Here is a 16088-nt window from a genome sequence, read left to right as displayed (position 1 = left end):
TTATAGCCGGCTTTTCCGCTTCGTCAACACCTTTTTTCAAGGCCGTCTCACCGGAGTGGACGTTGTTGCCGATGCTGCTTCGTCGTTGGACCCGAGGGTCTTTCGTCGTTGCGAGCCGCCTATTATGCCGGACTTTTCGAGTCCGTCAACACCTTCGTTCGATCAACGCGTTCGTCGGTGGTGGCGTCGCTGTTCGCGTGTCGTTTCCGGGGAAGCGATGCGCTGCAGCAAGGGGGCGAATTCTAGAGATCCTGCAGATTTCGTCAAGGCTTTTTTTTGCACGGTGATGACAGAAGCGTCGCGACATCACGCATGACGTACGCTCGAAGATCGCGGCGGCGTTGCCCGCGCGTTGCGCGGTCAACGCCGCAACCCCTATCAATGCAAGGATGCACAGTGGAGACAGAGCAATGAGCATGCAGGTGCGGCGCGCGTGGTGGCGCGATCTTTCGATGCCGGCCATCGTCGCTGGCTTCATTACGGTGCTGGTCGGCTTCGCCAGCTCAGCCGTGATCGTGTTCCAGGCCGCCCAGGCTGTCGGCGCCGACCAGGCACAGATCGCCTCATGGATGTGGGCACTGGGACTGGGCATGGGTGTCACCTGCATCGGACTGTCGCTGCGCTATCGCGTGCCGGTGGTGACCGCATGGTCGACACCGGGCGCGGCGATGCTGGTGGTCGGTGCAGGTGGCGCCTCGCTCGCCGAGGCCACCGGTGCATTCCTGCTCGCCGCAGTGCTTGGCATGCTGGCAGGCTTCTCCGGGGTGTTCGCACGATTGATGCAGCGGGTGCCGATGGCGCTGGCCGCCGGCATGCTGGCCGGCGTGCTGCTGCGCTTCGGTCTGGACGTGTTCGTGGCCATGAATTCCCAGCTGGTACTGGCACTGGCAATGTTCGCCACCTGGCTGGCGGGACGCCGCCTGTTCCCGCGCTATGCGGTGATCGCCACACTGCTGGTCGGCATCGCGGTCGCAGCCAGCCGTGGCCTGCTGCACGCACAGCAGGTGCAGCTGCAACTGGCGATGCCGCAATGGGTGACCCCATCCCTGTCCTGGACTGCGGTAGCCGGCATCGCCCTGCCCCTGTTCGTGGTCACCATGGCCTCGCAGAACATTCCCGGTGTGGCAGTGATGCGTGCCTCCGGCTATGACGCGCCGGTGTCGCCGCTGATCGGCTGGATCGGCGTGGTCAATACCTTGCTGGCGCCGTTCGGTGCCTACGCGCTGAACCTGGCGGCAATCACCGCCGCGATCTGCATGGGCCGTGATGCACATGAGGACCCGGCACGACGCTATACCGCCGCCATGGCGGCAGGTGCCTTCTACATCATCATCGGACTGTTCGGCGCCACCGTGGCCGCACTGTTCGCGGCCTTCCCCAGCGAGCTGGTGGCGTGCGTGGCCGGTATCGCGCTGTTCGGCACCATCGCCAACAGCCTGGCCAGTGCGCTGGCGGTAGAGCGGGACCGCGAGGCGGCACTGGTCACCTTCCTGGTCACCGCCTCGGGCGTCTCCCTGGCCGGCATCGGCTCGGCGTTCTGGGGGCTGGTGGCCGGTGCGCTGTGCCTGCTGGTGCTGCGGCCCCATCAGGGCCGCTGACCTGCCCTACCCCGCCAGTGCGGCGCCGACGGTGCTCAACACCACCGAGATGACGATGGCGGCCAGTGTGGCGGCTACGCTGGTCCCGCCGCGTGCGGTCAGCTCGCTGCGCAGCCATGCGTCATCGCCGCCGCTGACGGCACGGGCCTGAGCGATCATGCGCTGGCAGTGTGCCAGGTACCAGGTGTTGCCAAAGGTGCCGGTGGTGACGCTGAGCGCGATGGTGATGACCAGCGACACGCCTTCGGGCACATCCAGCAAGGTCTCCACCACGCTGATCAGCAGCAGCAGACCGACCCACATTGCCGCCAGGCGGTACATTTTGCGGTACATCATCCAGATCGGGCCAAGCAGGAAGGCCGGCCAGTGCCAGGTGCCACTGCCCGTGGCAATGCCCTGATCCAGCCGCCAGCGCTGGCGATAGATCGGGAAGTTGCCGCCGACCACGCTGGCGTACAAGGCCCTCTCGCCCTCCAGCCCCGCAGCCGCAGCCCTGTCCGGTACAGCGACCGGCGCACGATAGGGATCGGACGGATCGCCGATATTCGGCGCAATGCCCTCAACTGCAGGGGCTGCGTCGATATCCGGGGCCGGAGCCACCTCGGTGGGAATGGAAGCCTGCTCCAGTTCGGCCAACGGCCGCCATGAGGGCATGCCTTCGCACCAGAGCAGGGTGCGCGCCGTAACCGTCCCTTGCCGCTGCAGCTGGCGAAGACCGGCCAGATCCACCGGCCCACTGCTCTGCCTGCCATTGGCGTACCACCATTGTGCTTCCTGCATGTTTTCCGTCCCTGCTACCTGCCTCGACAAACTGGAACCGCTGCAAGCGCCTACAGCGCGGTACTGCCCAGGGTCTGCACCAGTTGATGGCGCGCACCCGCCGCAAGCGTAATCTGCTCTGGCCCGGCGTTGGCCACTTCCAGGCACACGTAATCGCGCCAGCCCTCGCCGACATCGGCCATCTTCGCCGCTGCCTCCATGCCCGGGTTCCAGGCCACCAGGGTCTGGCTGCCTTCGCTGCGGATCTCGATCCGCCGCTGCAGGACGGGATCGCGAAGCACGTAGTGGCCGCCGGCACCGGTATAGATGCGGTCGCTGCGCCCCGGATCGCGCGGGTCACACAGCGACCAGGGCCCCTGCTGCTGGCGCAGCTGCGCGCCGTCCTCGTACTTGTCCAGGTACTGCAGGCCGTCGAGGCCATCGACCTCGACACGAGTGGCATCGCCGACCCGGAAGTAGCTGTGCAGTGCCTGGGTGAAGGTCACCGGCGAGGTTCCGGTGTTCTCGGTGACGAGCTGCTGGCGCAGCTGGCGGCCGATGCGCAGCTGCATCTGCAGGCGCAGGCCGGGATCGGCGCAGGGCGCAGGTGCCAACTGCAGCTCGACCTCACCGTCATCGCTCTGCCTAGCATGCAGAAGCTCCCAGCGCGCCGTACGTACCAGGCCGTGCGCCGGTACATCGGCACTCTGGCCCTGGCGGCCGAACCACGGCCAGCACACCGGGACGCCACCGCGGATGGGCGTGGGCAGCTCGACGCGCGTGGGCGAAAGCCAGAACAGATCGGGCTGCCCATCGGGAATGAACGACAGCAGCTGGCCACCAAACACACTCACGACCGCTGTGGCATTGGCGGTTCGCACCTGCCAGGCCTCCAGGCCGTGATACAGGCCGGTGCTGATGTCCGGATTCGACTGCATGCGATGACGCTCCTTGAAGACCGCGGCGATGATGTCGCGGTCAACGTGCCGCCGGCAAGGCATTCTGCCCAGCGGGTGCGATGGCGGCCGCCTCTTCCTGCAGCGTGCGCAGGATGCGCTGGCCTGCGCGGCCGTCCACCTCGCTCCAGCCCAGGCGCTGCTGCTCGGCCTGGATCGCGCGACGCGTGGCGGTACCGATCATGCCGTCGGCGGCACCGATGTCGTGGCCGCGGGCCAGCAGCAGGGTCTGCAGCTGGCGACGCTCATCGCGGCCCAGGCCTGGATCGTCGGTCGGCCAGGCGGTAGCCAGCCCGTTGCCGCCGCGCAGCTGGTCGGCAAGCGTCGCGATCGCCAGCGCATAGCTTTCGGCAGCGTTGTAGCTGTAGATCGCGTCGTAGTTGCGGAACACCAGCAACGCCGGGCCCTTGTTGCCGGCCGGCAGCAGCAGGGCGGCGCGCGCATCCGCCGGCAGGTCGGCCGGAGCCAACGCGCTGCCATCCAGCGCGGTCACGCCCTGCGCGCGCCAATCGGCCAGGGCACGACGCTGGGTGCGGCCGGCCTGGCTGGCGTTGAAGCCGGCGGGCACATGCACCTCCATGCCCCATGGTTCCCCACTGCGCCAACCGGCACGCTTGAGGTAGTTGGCGGTGGAGGCCAGCGCATCGGGGATGCTGCCGACCAGATCGCGGCGGCCATCGCCATCACCGTCCACGGCGATGCGTGCATAGGTGCTGGGCATGAACTGGGTGTGCCCGAAGGCACCGGCCCAGGAGCCGGTGAGCCCCTGTGCCTGCAGGTCGCCGCGGTCGATCAGCTTGAGCAGCGCCAGCAGCTCACCGCGGAAAAAAGGTTGGCGGCGGCCGGCGCACGACAGCGTGACCAATGACTGCAGCAGCGGGCGCTTGCCGAACACGCGGCCGTAGTCGCTCTCCACGCCCCAGACCGCGACGATGGTGGCCGGATCGACGCCATACTGGGCCGACACGCGATCGAGCAGGTCGCGGTGCTGCTGCAGCAGGGCGCGGCCATCAGCGACGCGCTGGCGATCGACCAGCGCGGCCAGGTAGTCCCAGATCGGCGTGGTGAACTCGGGCTGTGCATCGAGCAGGCCGAGCACGCTGGGGTCCGGGGTGAGCCCGGCGGTGATCTCGTTGAAGCGGTCAGCGCCGATGCCCTGGGTCGCGGCGGTGGCCTGCAGGCCCGCCAAGCAGCGGCTGAACGCCGGATCGGTGCTGGCGGCGGAAGCCGCAGGCAGCGCCGGGGTCGACGCAAGGGCGGCCGCCAGGCCGAGCGTGGTCAGAACAGGCATGGCGTCCTCCGTGTTGCCGTTGCACGGCCATCTTAGGGGCAGCGGTGCCGCCGAACCTGAAGGGGCACCGGCTGGCCACCACCTCAGGCGCGGCGCAGCAGGCGCAGGCCATAGGCGGGGCTTTCGGCATCCCATCGCTGCGCCACCTGCAGGCCCGCCTGCCGCAACAGCGCGTCGAAGCTGTCCTCGGTGTACTTGTGGCTGTACTCGACGCGAATGGGTTCACCGGCGGCGAAGTGGAAAATGCGGCCATCCAGGTGGACGTCCTGTGCCCGCTGGCTGACCAGATCGGTCTCGATGCGCAACCGCGCGGTGCTGTAGCGTGCACGATGACGGAAGCCATCGAGATCGAAGTCGCTGCCGATCTCGCGGTTCAGGCGGGCCAGCAGGTTGAGGGTGAATGCGGCGGTGACGCCCTGCGCATCGTTGTAGGCCGCCTCGATCAACGCCGGGTCCTTGTGCAGGTCGATGCCGACCAGGGCCAGGCCATCATGCCCCATGGTCTGGCGCATCGCGTGCAGCAGCGCGACCGCGTCCTCGCCTTCAAAGTTGCCCAGCGTGGAACCCGGGAAGAACAGCAGCCGTCGCGCGGGTTCGCGTTCGGGCATGGGTACGGCGACGGGACGGGTAAAGTCGGCACAGACCGGCAGCATCTCCACCTCGGGCAGCGCCGGGGCCAGATGGTCGATGCTGGACAGCAGCGCGGCACGTGAGATTTCAATCGGCGTGTAGGCCACCGGGTCGTGCAGGGCGGCCAGCAGCAACGCGGTCTTGCGGCCACTGCCGCTGCCCAGTTCCACCACGTGCAGGTGCGGCCCGACGCTTCGGGCGATGTCCGGCAGTACCCGTGAAAGCAGGGCCAGCTCGGTGCGCGTGGGGTAGTACTCGGGCGTATGCGTGATCTGCTCGAACAGGCGCGAGCCGCGTGCATCGTAGAAGTACTTGGACGGCAGCTGGCGGGGCGTGCGCAACAGCCCGGCCACCACGTCGGCAAGGATCTGCTGGCGGCCGGGAGTGAGATCGGTCAGCGCCTGCAGCGCGTCCTGCACCGTACTCATGCGAGATCCCTGGCCAGGCGCAGCCCGGAGAACTGCCAACGCGCCGGGGGCATGAAGAAGTTGCGGTAGCTGGCACGCACGTGGCCACGCGGCGTGGCGCAGCTGCCACCGCGCAGCACCCATTGCCCGCACATGAACTTGCCGTTGTATTCACCGAGGTTGCCGGCGAAAGGGCGAAAGCCCGGATAGGCGCCATACGCGCTGTGGGTCCATTCCCATACATCGCCGAACAGCTGCCGCAGCCCACTGCCCTGCCCCGCCCGAGGGTGCAGCTGATCGTCGTCGGCAAAATGGCCACGCAGGGGCTGCGACGCAGCGGCGGCTTCCCACTCGAACTCGCTGGGCAGGCGCGCACCAGCCCAGCGCGCGCAGGCATCGGCCTCGTAATAGCTGAGGTGGCAGACCGGCGCATGCGGGTCCAGCTCTCGCCAACCGCCGAGGGTGTACTCGCGCTGCAGGGCATCGTCCCAGTACAGCGGGTGCTGCCAGCCCTCGGTTTCGCGCAACGCCCAGCCTTCGCTGAGCCACCAGCGCGGCTCGCGGTAGCCGCCAGCCTCGATGAAGGCGAGGTACTCGCCATTGCTCACGGGACGCTCTGCAAGTGCGTGTGCGGGGAGCAGCACGCGATGCGCCGGCGATTCGTTGTCGTAGGCAAAGGCGACGTGCTGCGGCCAGGCAGCGGCGCCAATGGTGACGATGCGTTCGGGTGATTCGGTCCAGCCCTGCGCACTGGCAGCGCTGGTGGCAGGCTGCAGGTCCTCGCGGTAGGCCGGCTGCAACGGATTGCACCACAACGCATGCTTGATGTCGGTCAACAGCAGTTCCTGGTGCTGCTGTTCGTGCTGCAGGCCCAACTGCAGGTGGTGCAGCGCCTGCGCGTCGAGGTCACCCGCCGCCAGTCGCGATTGCACCTGTGCATCGACCTGCTGGCGGTAGTCGCGCACCTGCTGCAGCGAGGGCCGCGACAACAGGCCGCGTTGCGGCCGCGCGTGCGCTGGACCGATGCTTTTGTAGTAGCTGTTGAAAAGATAGTCCCAGGCTGGATCACGCGCAGGCGCACTGGCGAATCCCGCCAGCACGAAGCGTTCGAAGAACCAGGTGGTATGGGCCAGGTGCCACTTGCTGGGACTGGCGTCGGCCATGCTCTGCAGCATGGCGTCCTCTGCACTGAGCGGTGCGGCCAACTGCAGGCTGCGGGCACGCACATGTGCGAAGTGGTGGGCGAGGTCGTGCTGCGGGGCAGCGACGGCGGTGGGTACGCTGTCCATGCCTACAGCATCGGCGCAGTGCGGTGAGTGCGACGTCATGGCGGCACACTGCCCCATTCACATGGTTGCGGGCATACCTTTTCAAAAAGCGCGTGTTCAAGAAGCGGGTGAGGACGCCGCTAACGGCAGTGTTGCGGCCGCATCGTCACCGCACTGGACTTCCTGCGTGCCCCTGCATCCACTCCGCCAGCCTGCGCATTACCTGTTCGTGCTGCCCGCCGTGCTGGTCGTCCTGGTGCTGTGGATGGCACTGGGCACCGAGGATGTGGCCAGCCCGGCCCAACGCATCCTGCCCTGGCTGCTGGCCTGCCTCGGCGCGGGCCTGGCCCTGCTCTACCACCAGATACGCACGTTGTGCCTGCTGCTGGTCGTGGCGGTGGTGTTCGCCCTGCTGCACCGGGACGTCGGGGGCTACCTGCGCAGCGGCCATGTCGGCGCCTTGACTCCGTTGCGCTTCCACGCAATCTCGGCCTGGGTGCCGCTGCTGTTTGCCGGGCTGGCACTGTGGCCGGAACGCGGACGCCGACGCCAGGACCTGCTGCTGCGCAGCGTGGTCTGCGGCGCGGCCCTGGTGATCTTCCTGCTGCTTGCGGCACAACAGCCGCAGGGCATGCACGATCTGCTGTCGAGCCGTCACTGGGCCTGGATTCCCGCCGACTGGAACGCGCTGGCGCAGCTGCCGGCGCTGCTGTTCCTGCTTGCGACCGCAGCACTGGGCTGGCAGGCGTGGCGGCATCCGCGGCCACTGCACACGGCGATGCTGCTGGCCCTGCTGTGCCTGTGGTGGATGCTGCCGCGGATCTTCCTGCAGCCGGTACTGCTGCCGGCGCTGAGCAGCGCCGCCCTGCTGCTGATGCTGGGCGCGATGCTGCAGGAATCCTTCCACATGGCCTTCCGCGATGAGCTGACCGGCCTGCCCGGGCGACGGGCGTTCAACGAGACCCTGCAGCGGGCGCGCGGCACCTACAGCATCGCGATGGTGGACGTGGACCACTTCAAGTCGTTCAACGACACCCACGGCCACGACACCGGCGACGACGTGCTGCGCCTGGTGGGGTCGCGGCTGGCGCGTGTCGGCGACGGTGGCCGAGCGTTCCGCTATGGCGGCGAGGAATTCGCAGTGGTGTTCCTCGACCGCCCAGCGGCGGCCTGCATTGAGGCCGTCGAAGCACTGCGGCAGAGCATCGAGGACACCCGCATGCAGCTGCGCGACCGCAGCACCCGCAGCCGTGACGACGAAGCCGGCCGTCAGCAGCGCGGACGCGGCGGCACCGGCCAGGTGGTGCAGGTGACGGTGAGTATCGGGCTGGCCGACAGCCGCGTGGATCCGCGACCAACGGCAGTGATCAAGGCCGCCGACCAGGCGCTGTACATGGCCAAGGACGGAGGTCGCAACCAGGTCCGCGCGCACGGCGGCCAGCGCCTGCTGGCTGCATCCAGTGCGTAGGACTCAGACCGCGTCGAGGTAATACCAGCGGCCGTCGATGCGCCGGAATCGGCTGTGCTCGGTCATTCTCACCGCGCTGCCGCCGCCGATGCGGTAGCGCGCGGTGAAGCGCACTTCAGCACTGTCTGCGCCGGTGACCGTGTGGTCGTGCACGGTCAGGCCCAGCCAATGGGTGCGCTGGCCTGGCGCGTCGTCCAGCGACAGCTCGGCCGGACGTGTGTCCGGGTGCCAGGTGTGGCGCAGGTAGCCGGCCAAGCCCCTCACATAGGCGCTGTAGCGCGAACGCATCAGGCGCTCGGCATCGGGCGCGGCCTCGCCGGCATGGAAACGGCCACAGCAGGCGGGATAATCGGCGGGAAGGCCACAGGGGCAGGGATCGGCGGATTTTCGGCTCATGCCGGCATTGTCGCCGGGTTGCAGGAATTGATGCACGCGCGGCGGCAGTCGCCCGGATCAGGACAGGCGTATGCTGTCGCGCCCCCACATTGATTGATCGCCGTGCTGGAACTGGTTCCCCCTGAGTTGTGGTGGCTGGTGGTGATCGCCTTCATCGCCGGCCTTGTGGATGCCGCCGTCGGTGGCGGTGGCCTGGTGCAGCTGCCCGGCCTGTTCACGGTGCTGCCACAGCAGACACCGGCGATGCTGTTTGGTACCAACAAGTTCAGTTCGATGTTCGGTACCGGTGCGGCTGCCTGGCGCTATGCGCGCAATGTGCGCTTCCCGTGGAAGCCGGTGCTGTTCGCGGCCGGCACCGCTTTCATCTTTTCCTTTGCCGGGGCCACGGCGGTCAGCCTGTTGCCGAAGGATGCTGTACGGCCGCTGGTGCTGGTGCTGCTGGTCGCGATGCTGGCCTACACGCTGTGGAAGAAGGACTTCGGTGCGTTGCACCGGCCGCAGGAGATCGGCCGCCGCGAACTGGTGATCGCGCTGGCGATCGGTGCGGCGATCGGCTTCTACGACGGCTTCTTCGGGCCAGGCACCGGCAGTTTCCTGATCTTCCTGTTCGTGCGCTTCTTCGGGCTGGATTTCCTGCGCGCGTCAGCGGCGTCGAAGGTCGTGAACCTGGCGACCAACGTGGCAGCGATCTCGTTCTTCGTGCCGACCGGCAACATCCTGTGGCTGTTCGCGCTGCCAATGGCCGCAGCCAACATCATCGGTTCGGTGGTGGGCACGCGCCTGGCGCTGAAGGGCGGCACGCCGTTCATCCGCAAGCTGTTCGTGGGGCTGGTGGTGGTGCTGATCGCGCGGATGGCGTGGGATACGTTCCGCGGTTCGTGAGGGACGTTATGAAATGGTAGGTGCCAACCTTGGTTGGCACGCCGTTTCCGGTCGCGAAGAGCAGCCGAGCATGGCTCGGCTCTACAGGTGGATTGCCCGAGGCGCTCAGGCCTCGGCTTCTTCCGGTTCGTTGGCCTGCTGGCGGCTGCGCTCGGGCAGCTTCAGGCGCTTGCCCTCTTCGTCGTACTCGATCAGCAGCACGCCGGAGTCGTGGCGGCCGCTGATTTCGACGAAGCAGGCGCCACCGATGAACGGCTCCAGCGTCATCACCGACTTCAGCGGGGTGGCGACCACCATCTGGAAGCCGAAGTTGTCGAAGATGTTCATCGCCAGCGCGGTGAACTCGTTGTCGGCCTTGTCGAAGGCCTCGTCGAGCACGACCGCCGCGTAGCTGGGCAGCTGGCTGTCAGCGCCGCCAAGCTGGTAGCGCAGCGCGGCCGCCAGGCAGGTGGTGGCCAGCTTCTGGCGCTGGCCACCGGACTTGCCGGCGCCGCTGCGGTAGATCTCGACCTGCTGGCGCGTTTCCGCATCCAGCTCGACGCCGATGAACTCCACGTGCATGCGCACGTCCAGCACCAGCTCGCGCCAGCGCTTGTCCTCGCCTTCCTGCGAGCCGAGGCGGTTGACCAGCTGGCGCAGCACGGTGAACTGCGATTCGGCCAGCTCGCGCTGCTCGGTCTGCTGCTGCGACAGCACCTCGCGCAGCTGCAGGTGGAACTCAGCGACCTCCGGCAGGCGGCGGTCGCTCAGTTCGATGGTCAGCAGCGTGCCACGGTTGAACGGCACCTGCTCCAGGCTGGCGTTCACCTCGTCCAGGCGCTGGCCGATCGACTTGCGGGCCTCTGCGCTGTGACGCTGCAGGGCCAGCAGGTTGTTCTTGCTCTGGTTCTGCAGCAGGTCGAAGAAGCGCTCTTCGTGCTGTGGCAGGCCGTCGCGTTCCAGCCGTTCGAGGCGTGCGAGGAAGTCCTCGGCCGAGGCCACCGACACGGTGAAGTCGCCCGACTCCTCCGGCCACTGCTGGATGAAGCGACGGAAGCAGCCGATCAGCTGGTTCTCGATGCGGTTGAGGTCCTGCTGCGAGGACGACAACTGCTCGTTCAGCGCGTTGCTGACCTGGCGCATGTGCGCTTCGAGCGTTTCCAGGCTGAGCGGACCCTGTTCCTGCAGGCGCTCGGCGAGGCCGGCTTCCTGCTCCTGGGCCAGGCTCGGCAGCACCAGTGCACGGCTCTGCTGGCGTGCGCGGTCCAGGCGATCACGTTCCTTGACCAGCTGGCCGCGCTCGACGCGGACGTCTTCATAGGTGCGGCGGGACTGCTCGATGTCGGCGCGCACGGCGTCGATCTGCTTGGCCAGCTTGGCGAGATCGGCGTTGCCTTCGCGCAGGTCGCGCAGGGTGGCTTCGATATCGCTCAGGCGCTGCTGCGGAGCGGCGATGTCGATCTCGTTCCAGCTGATGCTGACCAGCTCGTGGCAGGCCAGGCGGCGTTCGTTGTCGCGGTCACGCTGCCCGCGCAGGCGCGCGATGTCGGTCTCGCAGCTGGCGATGCGCTTGGCCAGCTCCTGTGCTTCGCGCTCGAAGGCGCCCACCTTGTCGTGGTTGTTGAAGCCGAGGATCCAGCGACGGCGGTCGCCCACCGCACTGCGGTCGTCCTTCTCGAAACGGTCGCCGGGATGCTTGACCTGGCCTTCGCGGGTGATGCCGCGGTCGACGTTGCGCAGCTGCTTGGCATCCACGCATTCGTAGTCGAAGCGCTTGCCCAGCTCGCGGCGCAGCCAGCTTTCGAACACATGCTCGCGCAGTTCAAGCTTGTGCAGCAGCGACTTCGCCGACGGCTCACGGGCGAATGCATCATCGTTGCGGCGCACGCGGTAGTAGGTGAAGCGCATGCCAAGATGGGTACGGTTCACCCATTCGGCGACGTCGTTGTAATGCTTGTCATCGACCAGCAGCGACAGCGCGAAACCACCCAGCACGCGCTCGATGGCACCCTGCCAGCCCTGCTCTTCCGAGCGGACCTGGATCAGTTCGCCGACGAAGGGCAGTGCCGCCTCGGCGATGCCGGTTTCCTCGGCCAGGCGCGCGCGCAGCTTCTGCATCGGCGCCGGGATGTTGGAGGGCGTGCGCTGCATCGCTTCGAGTTCGGCACGGACCTCGCCGAAGCGGCGCTCGTCATCGCGCTTGCCGCCCAGGCGGTCACTGATCGCGTCGTCCAGTGCCGAGGAGGCACGCTGGCGGTCCTGCAGCTCGTTCTGTGCGCGCTCGACCAGTTCGGCGAAGCCATGGGCGTCGTCCGGCAGTTCGGCCCCCAGTTGCTGCGCCGCCTGGCGTGCCTGCTCGCGCTTGGCCTGGCGGCGGTCACGCTCAGCTTCGGCACGGCCCTGCTCGCGTTCCAGTTCCTCGATGCGCTCACCGCCCTGCTGGCGGCGCTGCAGCTCCAGTTCGGCCAGGCGCTCGGTGTGATTGTCCAGTGCGGCACGGCGCTGGGATTCTTCGCCGAGCAGGCCGCGGTCACGCACGTCCATCTCGCGCAGGCGCGCTTCGATCAGCGCCTGGCGCCGGCTTTCGCGGAAGCTGTCGACACCCAGCTTCAGTGCTTCGTCGTCGCCACGACGGCGGTGCATTTCCTTCAGGTCGTTGTAGTAGGCGCGCGCCGGCAACAGGGTTTCCACCTGGCGGCGGGCAGTGACCACCGCCTGGTGCGCGCCATCAAGCTCGGCGAAGTCGCTGACCAGGCGCTCGGCGGCGTCGAAGGTCTTCGGCGTGTCGAGCATGAAGTCGCGCAGGAAGACGTTGAGGTCGCCCAGGTTCTTCGCCGACTGCGTCTTGTGCAGCAGGCGCAGTGCCATCTCGTTGTCGATGCCGAGCAGGTCGCGGAAGCGCTCGGCGTAGCCGGAGAAGGTGTCGAAGTGGTGCAGGTCGGGCAGCTTCTGCTTCAGCTTGCGCAGGTCCAGGTCGAAACCGCCGAGGTCCTTGGCGATGTCGAACGGGCGCTCGGCGATCATGTAGTGCTTGCGCACATCACCGGCCGAGGTGCCGTTGCCGGAGATCCACAGCAGGCGCACCAGGCTGACCACGCGGCCATCGCCGGCGCGGTATTCCAGCACCAGCGCGGTCCAGGTCGCGCCCTTGCGCAGGTACTGGGTGGCGATTTCGCCGGTGCCGCTGTCCTGCTGGTCGGCCCACGCGCCGCGCACGTAGGACACCAGGTTGCGGTCGCGGCCACTGCGCTCGGCTTCACGCGCAGCGGCGTTGAAGTCGACGATGGCCGGTGGCGTCAGCAGCGCGGACATGGCATCGAGCAGGGTCGACTTGCCCGAGCCGGAGCGGCCGACGAAAAGGAAGCCGCGCTCGGCGATCGGTACTTCGGTCAGGCCGTTGAAGGTGCCCCAGTTGTGTACCTGCAGGCGGCGCATGCGGAACTGCTGCAGGCGCGGGTCCGGCAGGCCTTCGTTGAACAGGGCGGGAGTGTGCTTGGAGATAGCCATGCGATGGTCGGGTCTCTCAGGCCTCGGCGGCCGGGGTTTCACGCAGCTGGCGGTAGACCGCCGAAAGCTGGGACACGTCTTCGGCGGAGAACAGCAGCTTCAGCGCCGGCGAGACTTCGTGGCGGTCTTCCTGGCCGCTGAGGCGGGTCAGGATGTGGTTGTCCTTCATCTTCTGCACCGCCGATGCGACGCGACGGTTGAAGCCGGCGCGGTCGGTGGACAGGTTCTTTTCGTAGATGGCCAGCGCTTCGGCCATCTCGGCGTCGGCGACCACTGCGCGGTTGCCGCGCGCATCGGCCTCGGCCAGCTGCTGGCGCAGGTACAGCAGCAGCACCGAGTCGATGAAGGTCAGCGGGGAGGTGCGCAGCAGCACCGGCGCATCGACGTCTTCGGTATCGGCCTGGCGGGTGAACGCCACGCCACTGTCGCGGTCGAGCACCAGTTCCAGGAACAGGTCGGCCAGCGATGAGCGGATGGCCGCCTCGCTGCGGATCAGCGCCGGCCACAGCTTGGCGTGGCGCAGCTGGTCGATGCTGGGGCCGATCAGCAGCTGGCACAGCGCACGGCGCGCATCCAGCGGCAGGCGCCCGGTATCGCCGAGGTAGTACACGTCGTTGCCACGGCGGGGCTGCGCCACGGCCGCCACCGGCTCGGCTTCGTAGGCGTCTTCCGCCACGTCGGCCTGCGGTGCGTCGATGGGATCTTCATGCCAGCTCATGGCGTCTCTCCTGGGTGAACCAAACCAGCGGGATGCGGGCGCGACGGATCTGGCCGTCGCCACCACGCCATTGCGCAAGCTCCTGCTCGCCGGCGACCACGTTGCCGAAGCGCGTGCCCAGCGACAGGTAGCCGATGACGCTGCCGAGGCCCTGCGGCGCTTCGCGCTGCGACAGGGCCTGGGCGATGCTGAGACGCGGCTGTGCATCGAGCAGGTCGTGCAGGTCGCGGCGCAGGGTGCGGAAGTCGATTTCGGACGAAGCGACCAGATCGCCGACGCTTTCCAGGCTGATCGCGGCTGCGTCGTTGTATTCGACGTTGCCATCGACCTGGGCGCTGCGCGGATCGTGCAGTTTCCATTGCGACCACGAGCGCAGGCGGCTGGTGGTCAGCTGCAGGTCGCGGCCGATGCCACGTTGTGCGGGGAACTCGTCACGCAGAGCGAGCGCTTCGGACTGCGCCTGCTTGAGCAGCTGGTTGAGGCGACGCTGTTCCAGATAGCCACGGCTCTGCACGAAGCCGCGCAGGCTGCGCGCGAAGTGCTGCAGCACATCGTGCACCTGGCCACCGCGCTCGAGCATGGTGCTGGTGAAGCCGCGCAGGAAGTTGCGTTCGTTGCGGTCCAGGCGGCGGGCGAAGCCACGCGCCAGCACCGCTTCCAGCGCGGCATCGAGCTGGGCGCTCTGCTCGGCGTCGTTGAGCAGGCGCCAGAAGGCCTGGAAGCTGCGCCCGGCATCACTTTCGCCGATCACGTCCACGCCTTCGAACAGCTGCGACAGCACATCGCCGCGCTCGCCCTCGTCGTCGATGATGCGTTCGCGGAACTCGCGGTTGAGCTGCTCGAAGTCGTCGCGCACGCGGCGGAAGTCCTCGGTCAGCTCGTCGGCCAGGCCGATGATCTGGCGCGCACGTTCCAGCGCGCGCTTGCCGTCCAGCGCGATCACACGGCCGGCGCTGACACGGGCAATCTCGGCGTCGATCCGGTCGCGCTCGTCGCGCAGCGCCGACAGGCGGGCGTCCGGATCGGATTCGGTCTGCGCGGCCAGCTGCGAGAGCTGTTCGATGACCAGCGCCAGGCGGCTTTCGGTGGCGGCCACACGGGCCTGCTCGAGGCCGTCGGCGAATCGGATCGCCTGCAGTGCTGCGGTCGACAGCTCGTACTGCTCCTGGTCGGCGCCCTCGGGCAGGCGGCGTTCCAGCCAGCCCTGGGCCAGCCAGTGCGCGATGTAGGCCTGCGCGGTACGTGGCAGCTCGCGCGACAGTTCGTCGCCGTTGAGCTGATCCAGCGCACGCTGCAGGCGCTCGTTGAGCACCGACGAAGGCAGGGTACGCTCGCCGTCCATCAGCAGCCCCTGCAGCAGGCCGATGATTTCCGGAGCGTGGTCGGCGGCGAGCAGCTTCCACTGGGGCTGTTCGCGCAGATGGCGGTAACGGGAGATGCGTTCGCGGTGCTTCATGCAGCGAAAGGAGTCATGAGGGCTGGCGGGGACGAGCAGCCGCCCGCGGCGGCCGCGCGGGCAGCCGTGGGCATGCCGGCCCGCAGGGGCCGGCGGAGTGCGGTCAAGCGGCTCAGCGCTTGCCGCCCACTTCGATGAAGCGCAGGAACTCGGCGCGGGTACGCGCGTCGTCGCGGAAGCTGCCCAGCATCTTGGAGGTGACCATGCTGACGCCGCGCTTGTGGATGCCGCGGGTGGTCATGCATTCATGGGCGCCCTCGACGACCACGCCGACGCCGATCGGCTGCAGCACATCCTGGATGCACTGGGCGATCTGCGCGGTCATCTTCTCCTGCACCTGGAAACGGCGGGCGTAGGCTTCGACGACGCGGGCCAGCTTGCTGATGCCCACCACCTTGCCGGCCGGCAGGTAGCCGACGTGCACGCGGCCGATGATCGGCGCCATGTGGTGTTCGCAGTGGCTTTCGTACTCGATGTCGCGCAGGACGATGAGTTCGTCATAGCCGGCCACTTCCTCGAAGGTGCGCTCCATGTAGGCGCGCGGGTCATCGCGGTAACCGCTGAACCAGTCGCCATAGGCTTCGGCGACACGGCGGGGGGTATCCAGCAGGCCTTCGCGGGACGGGTCCTCACCGGCCCAGCGCAGCAGGGTGCGCACGGCATCCTCGGCCTGGTCCTGGGTCACGTCGCCCTGCGGGGCGGCCTTTTCGTTGTTCTTGCTCATTGCGTACAGCGTCCCGAACGGGGGGCGAGCATCGTACCCGACCGGGGGG

Annotated in this window: 14 protein-coding genes; 4 read left to right on the top strand and 10 right to left on the bottom strand. The window is 67.9% G+C overall.

The genetic code is table 11. The features are described 5' to 3' along the window. On the top strand, positions 1–316 hold a 316-nt coding region (locus AB839_RS21790; protein ID WP_206743601.1), incomplete at its 5' end, for a hypothetical protein. A 94-nt stretch (positions 317–410) separates the two neighbouring features. After that, the gene (locus tag AB839_RS19925) at positions 411–1598 is read left to right on the top strand and encodes a benzoate/H(+) symporter BenE family transporter (protein ID WP_061480654.1); all 1188 of its coding nucleotides are present in this window, start codon (positions 411–413) and stop codon (positions 1596–1598) included. Between the two features lie 6 nt (positions 1599–1604). On the opposite strand, the gene AB839_RS19920 is transcribed toward AB839_RS19925, so the two are convergent. The 5 genes from AB839_RS19920 to egtB all read right to left on the bottom strand — a co-directional run bounded on the left by AB839_RS19920 (position 1605) and on the right by egtB (position 6930). Then, the gene (locus tag AB839_RS19920; RefSeq protein WP_061480653.1) at positions 1605–2378 is read right to left on the bottom strand and encodes a DUF2628 domain-containing protein; all 774 of its coding nucleotides are present in this window, start codon (positions 2376–2378) and stop codon (positions 1605–1607) included. A 50-nt stretch (positions 2379–2428) separates the two neighbouring features. Continuing rightward, positions 2429–3295 carry a D-hexose-6-phosphate mutarotase gene (locus AB839_RS19915; protein ID WP_061480656.1) on the bottom strand — a complete coding sequence of 289 codons (867 nt, stop codon included), beginning with the start codon at positions 3293–3295 and terminating at the stop codon, positions 2429–2431. A 40-nt stretch (positions 3296–3335) separates the two neighbouring features. Next, positions 3336–4604: a lytic murein transglycosylase gene (locus tag AB839_RS19910; protein ID WP_061480652.1), complete on the bottom strand. Its 1269-nt coding sequence runs from the start codon at positions 4602–4604 to the stop codon at positions 3336–3338. An 83-nt stretch (positions 4605–4687) separates the two neighbouring features. Continuing rightward, positions 4688–5662, bottom strand: coding sequence for an L-histidine N(alpha)-methyltransferase (egtD, locus tag AB839_RS19905; RefSeq protein ID WP_061480651.1), 975 nt, complete (start codon positions 5660–5662; stop codon positions 4688–4690). Beyond that, the gene (gene egtB, locus AB839_RS19900) at positions 5659–6930 is read right to left on the bottom strand and encodes an ergothioneine biosynthesis protein EgtB (RefSeq protein ID WP_061480650.1); all 1272 of its coding nucleotides are present in this window, start codon (positions 6928–6930) and stop codon (positions 5659–5661) included. The genes egtD and egtB overlap by 4 nt, the downstream gene beginning before the upstream one ends. A 166-nt stretch (positions 6931–7096) precedes the next feature. On the opposite strand from egtB, the gene AB839_RS19895 reads away from it, so the two are divergent. After that, the gene (locus AB839_RS19895) at positions 7097–8377 is read left to right on the top strand and encodes a GGDEF domain-containing protein (RefSeq protein WP_061480649.1); all 1281 of its coding nucleotides are present in this window, start codon (positions 7097–7099) and stop codon (positions 8375–8377) included. Between the two features lie 3 nt (positions 8378–8380). On the opposite strand, the gene AB839_RS19890 is transcribed toward AB839_RS19895, so the two are convergent. Beyond that, entirely contained in the window at positions 8381–8773 is a 393-nt protein-coding gene (locus AB839_RS19890; RefSeq protein ID WP_061480648.1) for a YchJ family metal-binding protein, read from the bottom strand. A gap of 102 nt (positions 8774–8875) precedes the next feature. Between AB839_RS19890 and AB839_RS19885 the strand changes: the two genes are divergently transcribed. Next, positions 8876–9655, top strand: coding sequence for a TSUP family transporter (locus AB839_RS19885; protein WP_061480655.1), 780 nt, complete (start codon positions 8876–8878; stop codon positions 9653–9655). 105 nt (positions 9656–9760) lie between these two features. Here AB839_RS19885 and AB839_RS19880 read toward each other — a convergent pair whose 3' ends face one another. From AB839_RS19880 to folE, 4 genes are all read right to left on the bottom strand, one after another. After that, positions 9761–13141 (bottom strand): SbcC/MukB-like Walker B domain-containing protein, encoded by a 3381-nt coding sequence (locus tag AB839_RS19880; protein WP_061480647.1) that lies wholly within the window; start codon positions 13139–13141, stop codon positions 9761–9763. Between the two features lie 16 nt (positions 13142–13157). Further along, on the bottom strand, positions 13158–13859 hold the full coding sequence (locus AB839_RS19875; protein ID WP_005421303.1) for a DUF4194 domain-containing protein: 702 nt from the start codon (positions 13857–13859) through the stop codon (positions 13158–13160). Further along, positions 13846–15315 (bottom strand): DUF3375 domain-containing protein, encoded by a 1470-nt coding sequence (locus AB839_RS19870; RefSeq protein ID WP_061480646.1) that lies wholly within the window; start codon positions 15313–15315, stop codon positions 13846–13848. Before AB839_RS19870 ends, AB839_RS19875 begins: the two co-directional genes overlap by 14 nt. A 112-nt stretch (positions 15316–15427) precedes the next feature. After that, positions 15428–16039: a GTP cyclohydrolase I FolE gene (gene folE / locus AB839_RS19865; protein ID WP_004141296.1), complete on the bottom strand. Its 612-nt coding sequence runs from the start codon at positions 16037–16039 to the stop codon at positions 15428–15430. Positions 16040–16088 lie beyond the last annotated feature (49 nt).

Source organism: Stenotrophomonas sp. DDT-1 (assembly GCF_001580555.1).
GTDB classification, from domain to species: domain Bacteria; phylum Pseudomonadota; class Gammaproteobacteria; order Xanthomonadales; family Xanthomonadaceae; genus Stenotrophomonas; species Stenotrophomonas sepilia.
Note: the sequence above shows the minus strand (reverse complement) of the source record. Positions and strands in the feature narration are given on the sequence as shown.

Coding starts and splice junctions, on each gene's coding strand:
- AB839_RS19925 (WP_061480654.1), top strand. CDS start 411: ATGAGCATGCAGGTGCGGCGCGCGTGGTGGCGCGATCTTTCGATGCCG.
- AB839_RS19920 (WP_061480653.1), bottom strand. CDS start 2,378: ATGCAGGAAGCACAATGGTGGTACGCCAATGGCAGGCAGAGCAGTGGG.
- AB839_RS19915 (WP_061480656.1), bottom strand. CDS start 3,295: ATGCAGTCGAATCCGGACATCAGCACCGGCCTGTATCACGGCCTGGAG.
- AB839_RS19910 (WP_061480652.1), bottom strand. CDS start 4,604: ATGCCTGTTCTGACCACGCTCGGCCTGGCGGCCGCCCTTGCGTCGACC.
- egtD (WP_061480651.1), bottom strand. CDS start 5,662: ATGAGTACGGTGCAGGACGCGCTGCAGGCGCTGACCGATCTCACTCCC.
- egtB (WP_061480650.1), bottom strand. CDS start 6,930: ATGGACAGCGTACCCACCGCCGTCGCTGCCCCGCAGCACGACCTCGCC.
- AB839_RS19890 (WP_061480648.1), bottom strand. CDS start 8,773: ATGAGCCGAAAATCCGCCGATCCCTGCCCCTGTGGCCTTCCCGCCGAT.
- AB839_RS19880 (WP_061480647.1), bottom strand. CDS start 13,141: ATGGCTATCTCCAAGCACACTCCCGCCCTGTTCAACGAAGGCCTGCCG.
- AB839_RS19875 (WP_005421303.1), bottom strand. CDS start 13,859: ATGAGCTGGCATGAAGATCCCATCGACGCACCGCAGGCCGACGTGGCG.
- AB839_RS19870 (WP_061480646.1), bottom strand. CDS start 15,315: ATGAAGCACCGCGAACGCATCTCCCGTTACCGCCATCTGCGCGAACAG.
- folE (WP_004141296.1), bottom strand. CDS start 16,039: ATGAGCAAGAACAACGAAAAGGCCGCCCCGCAGGGCGACGTGACCCAG.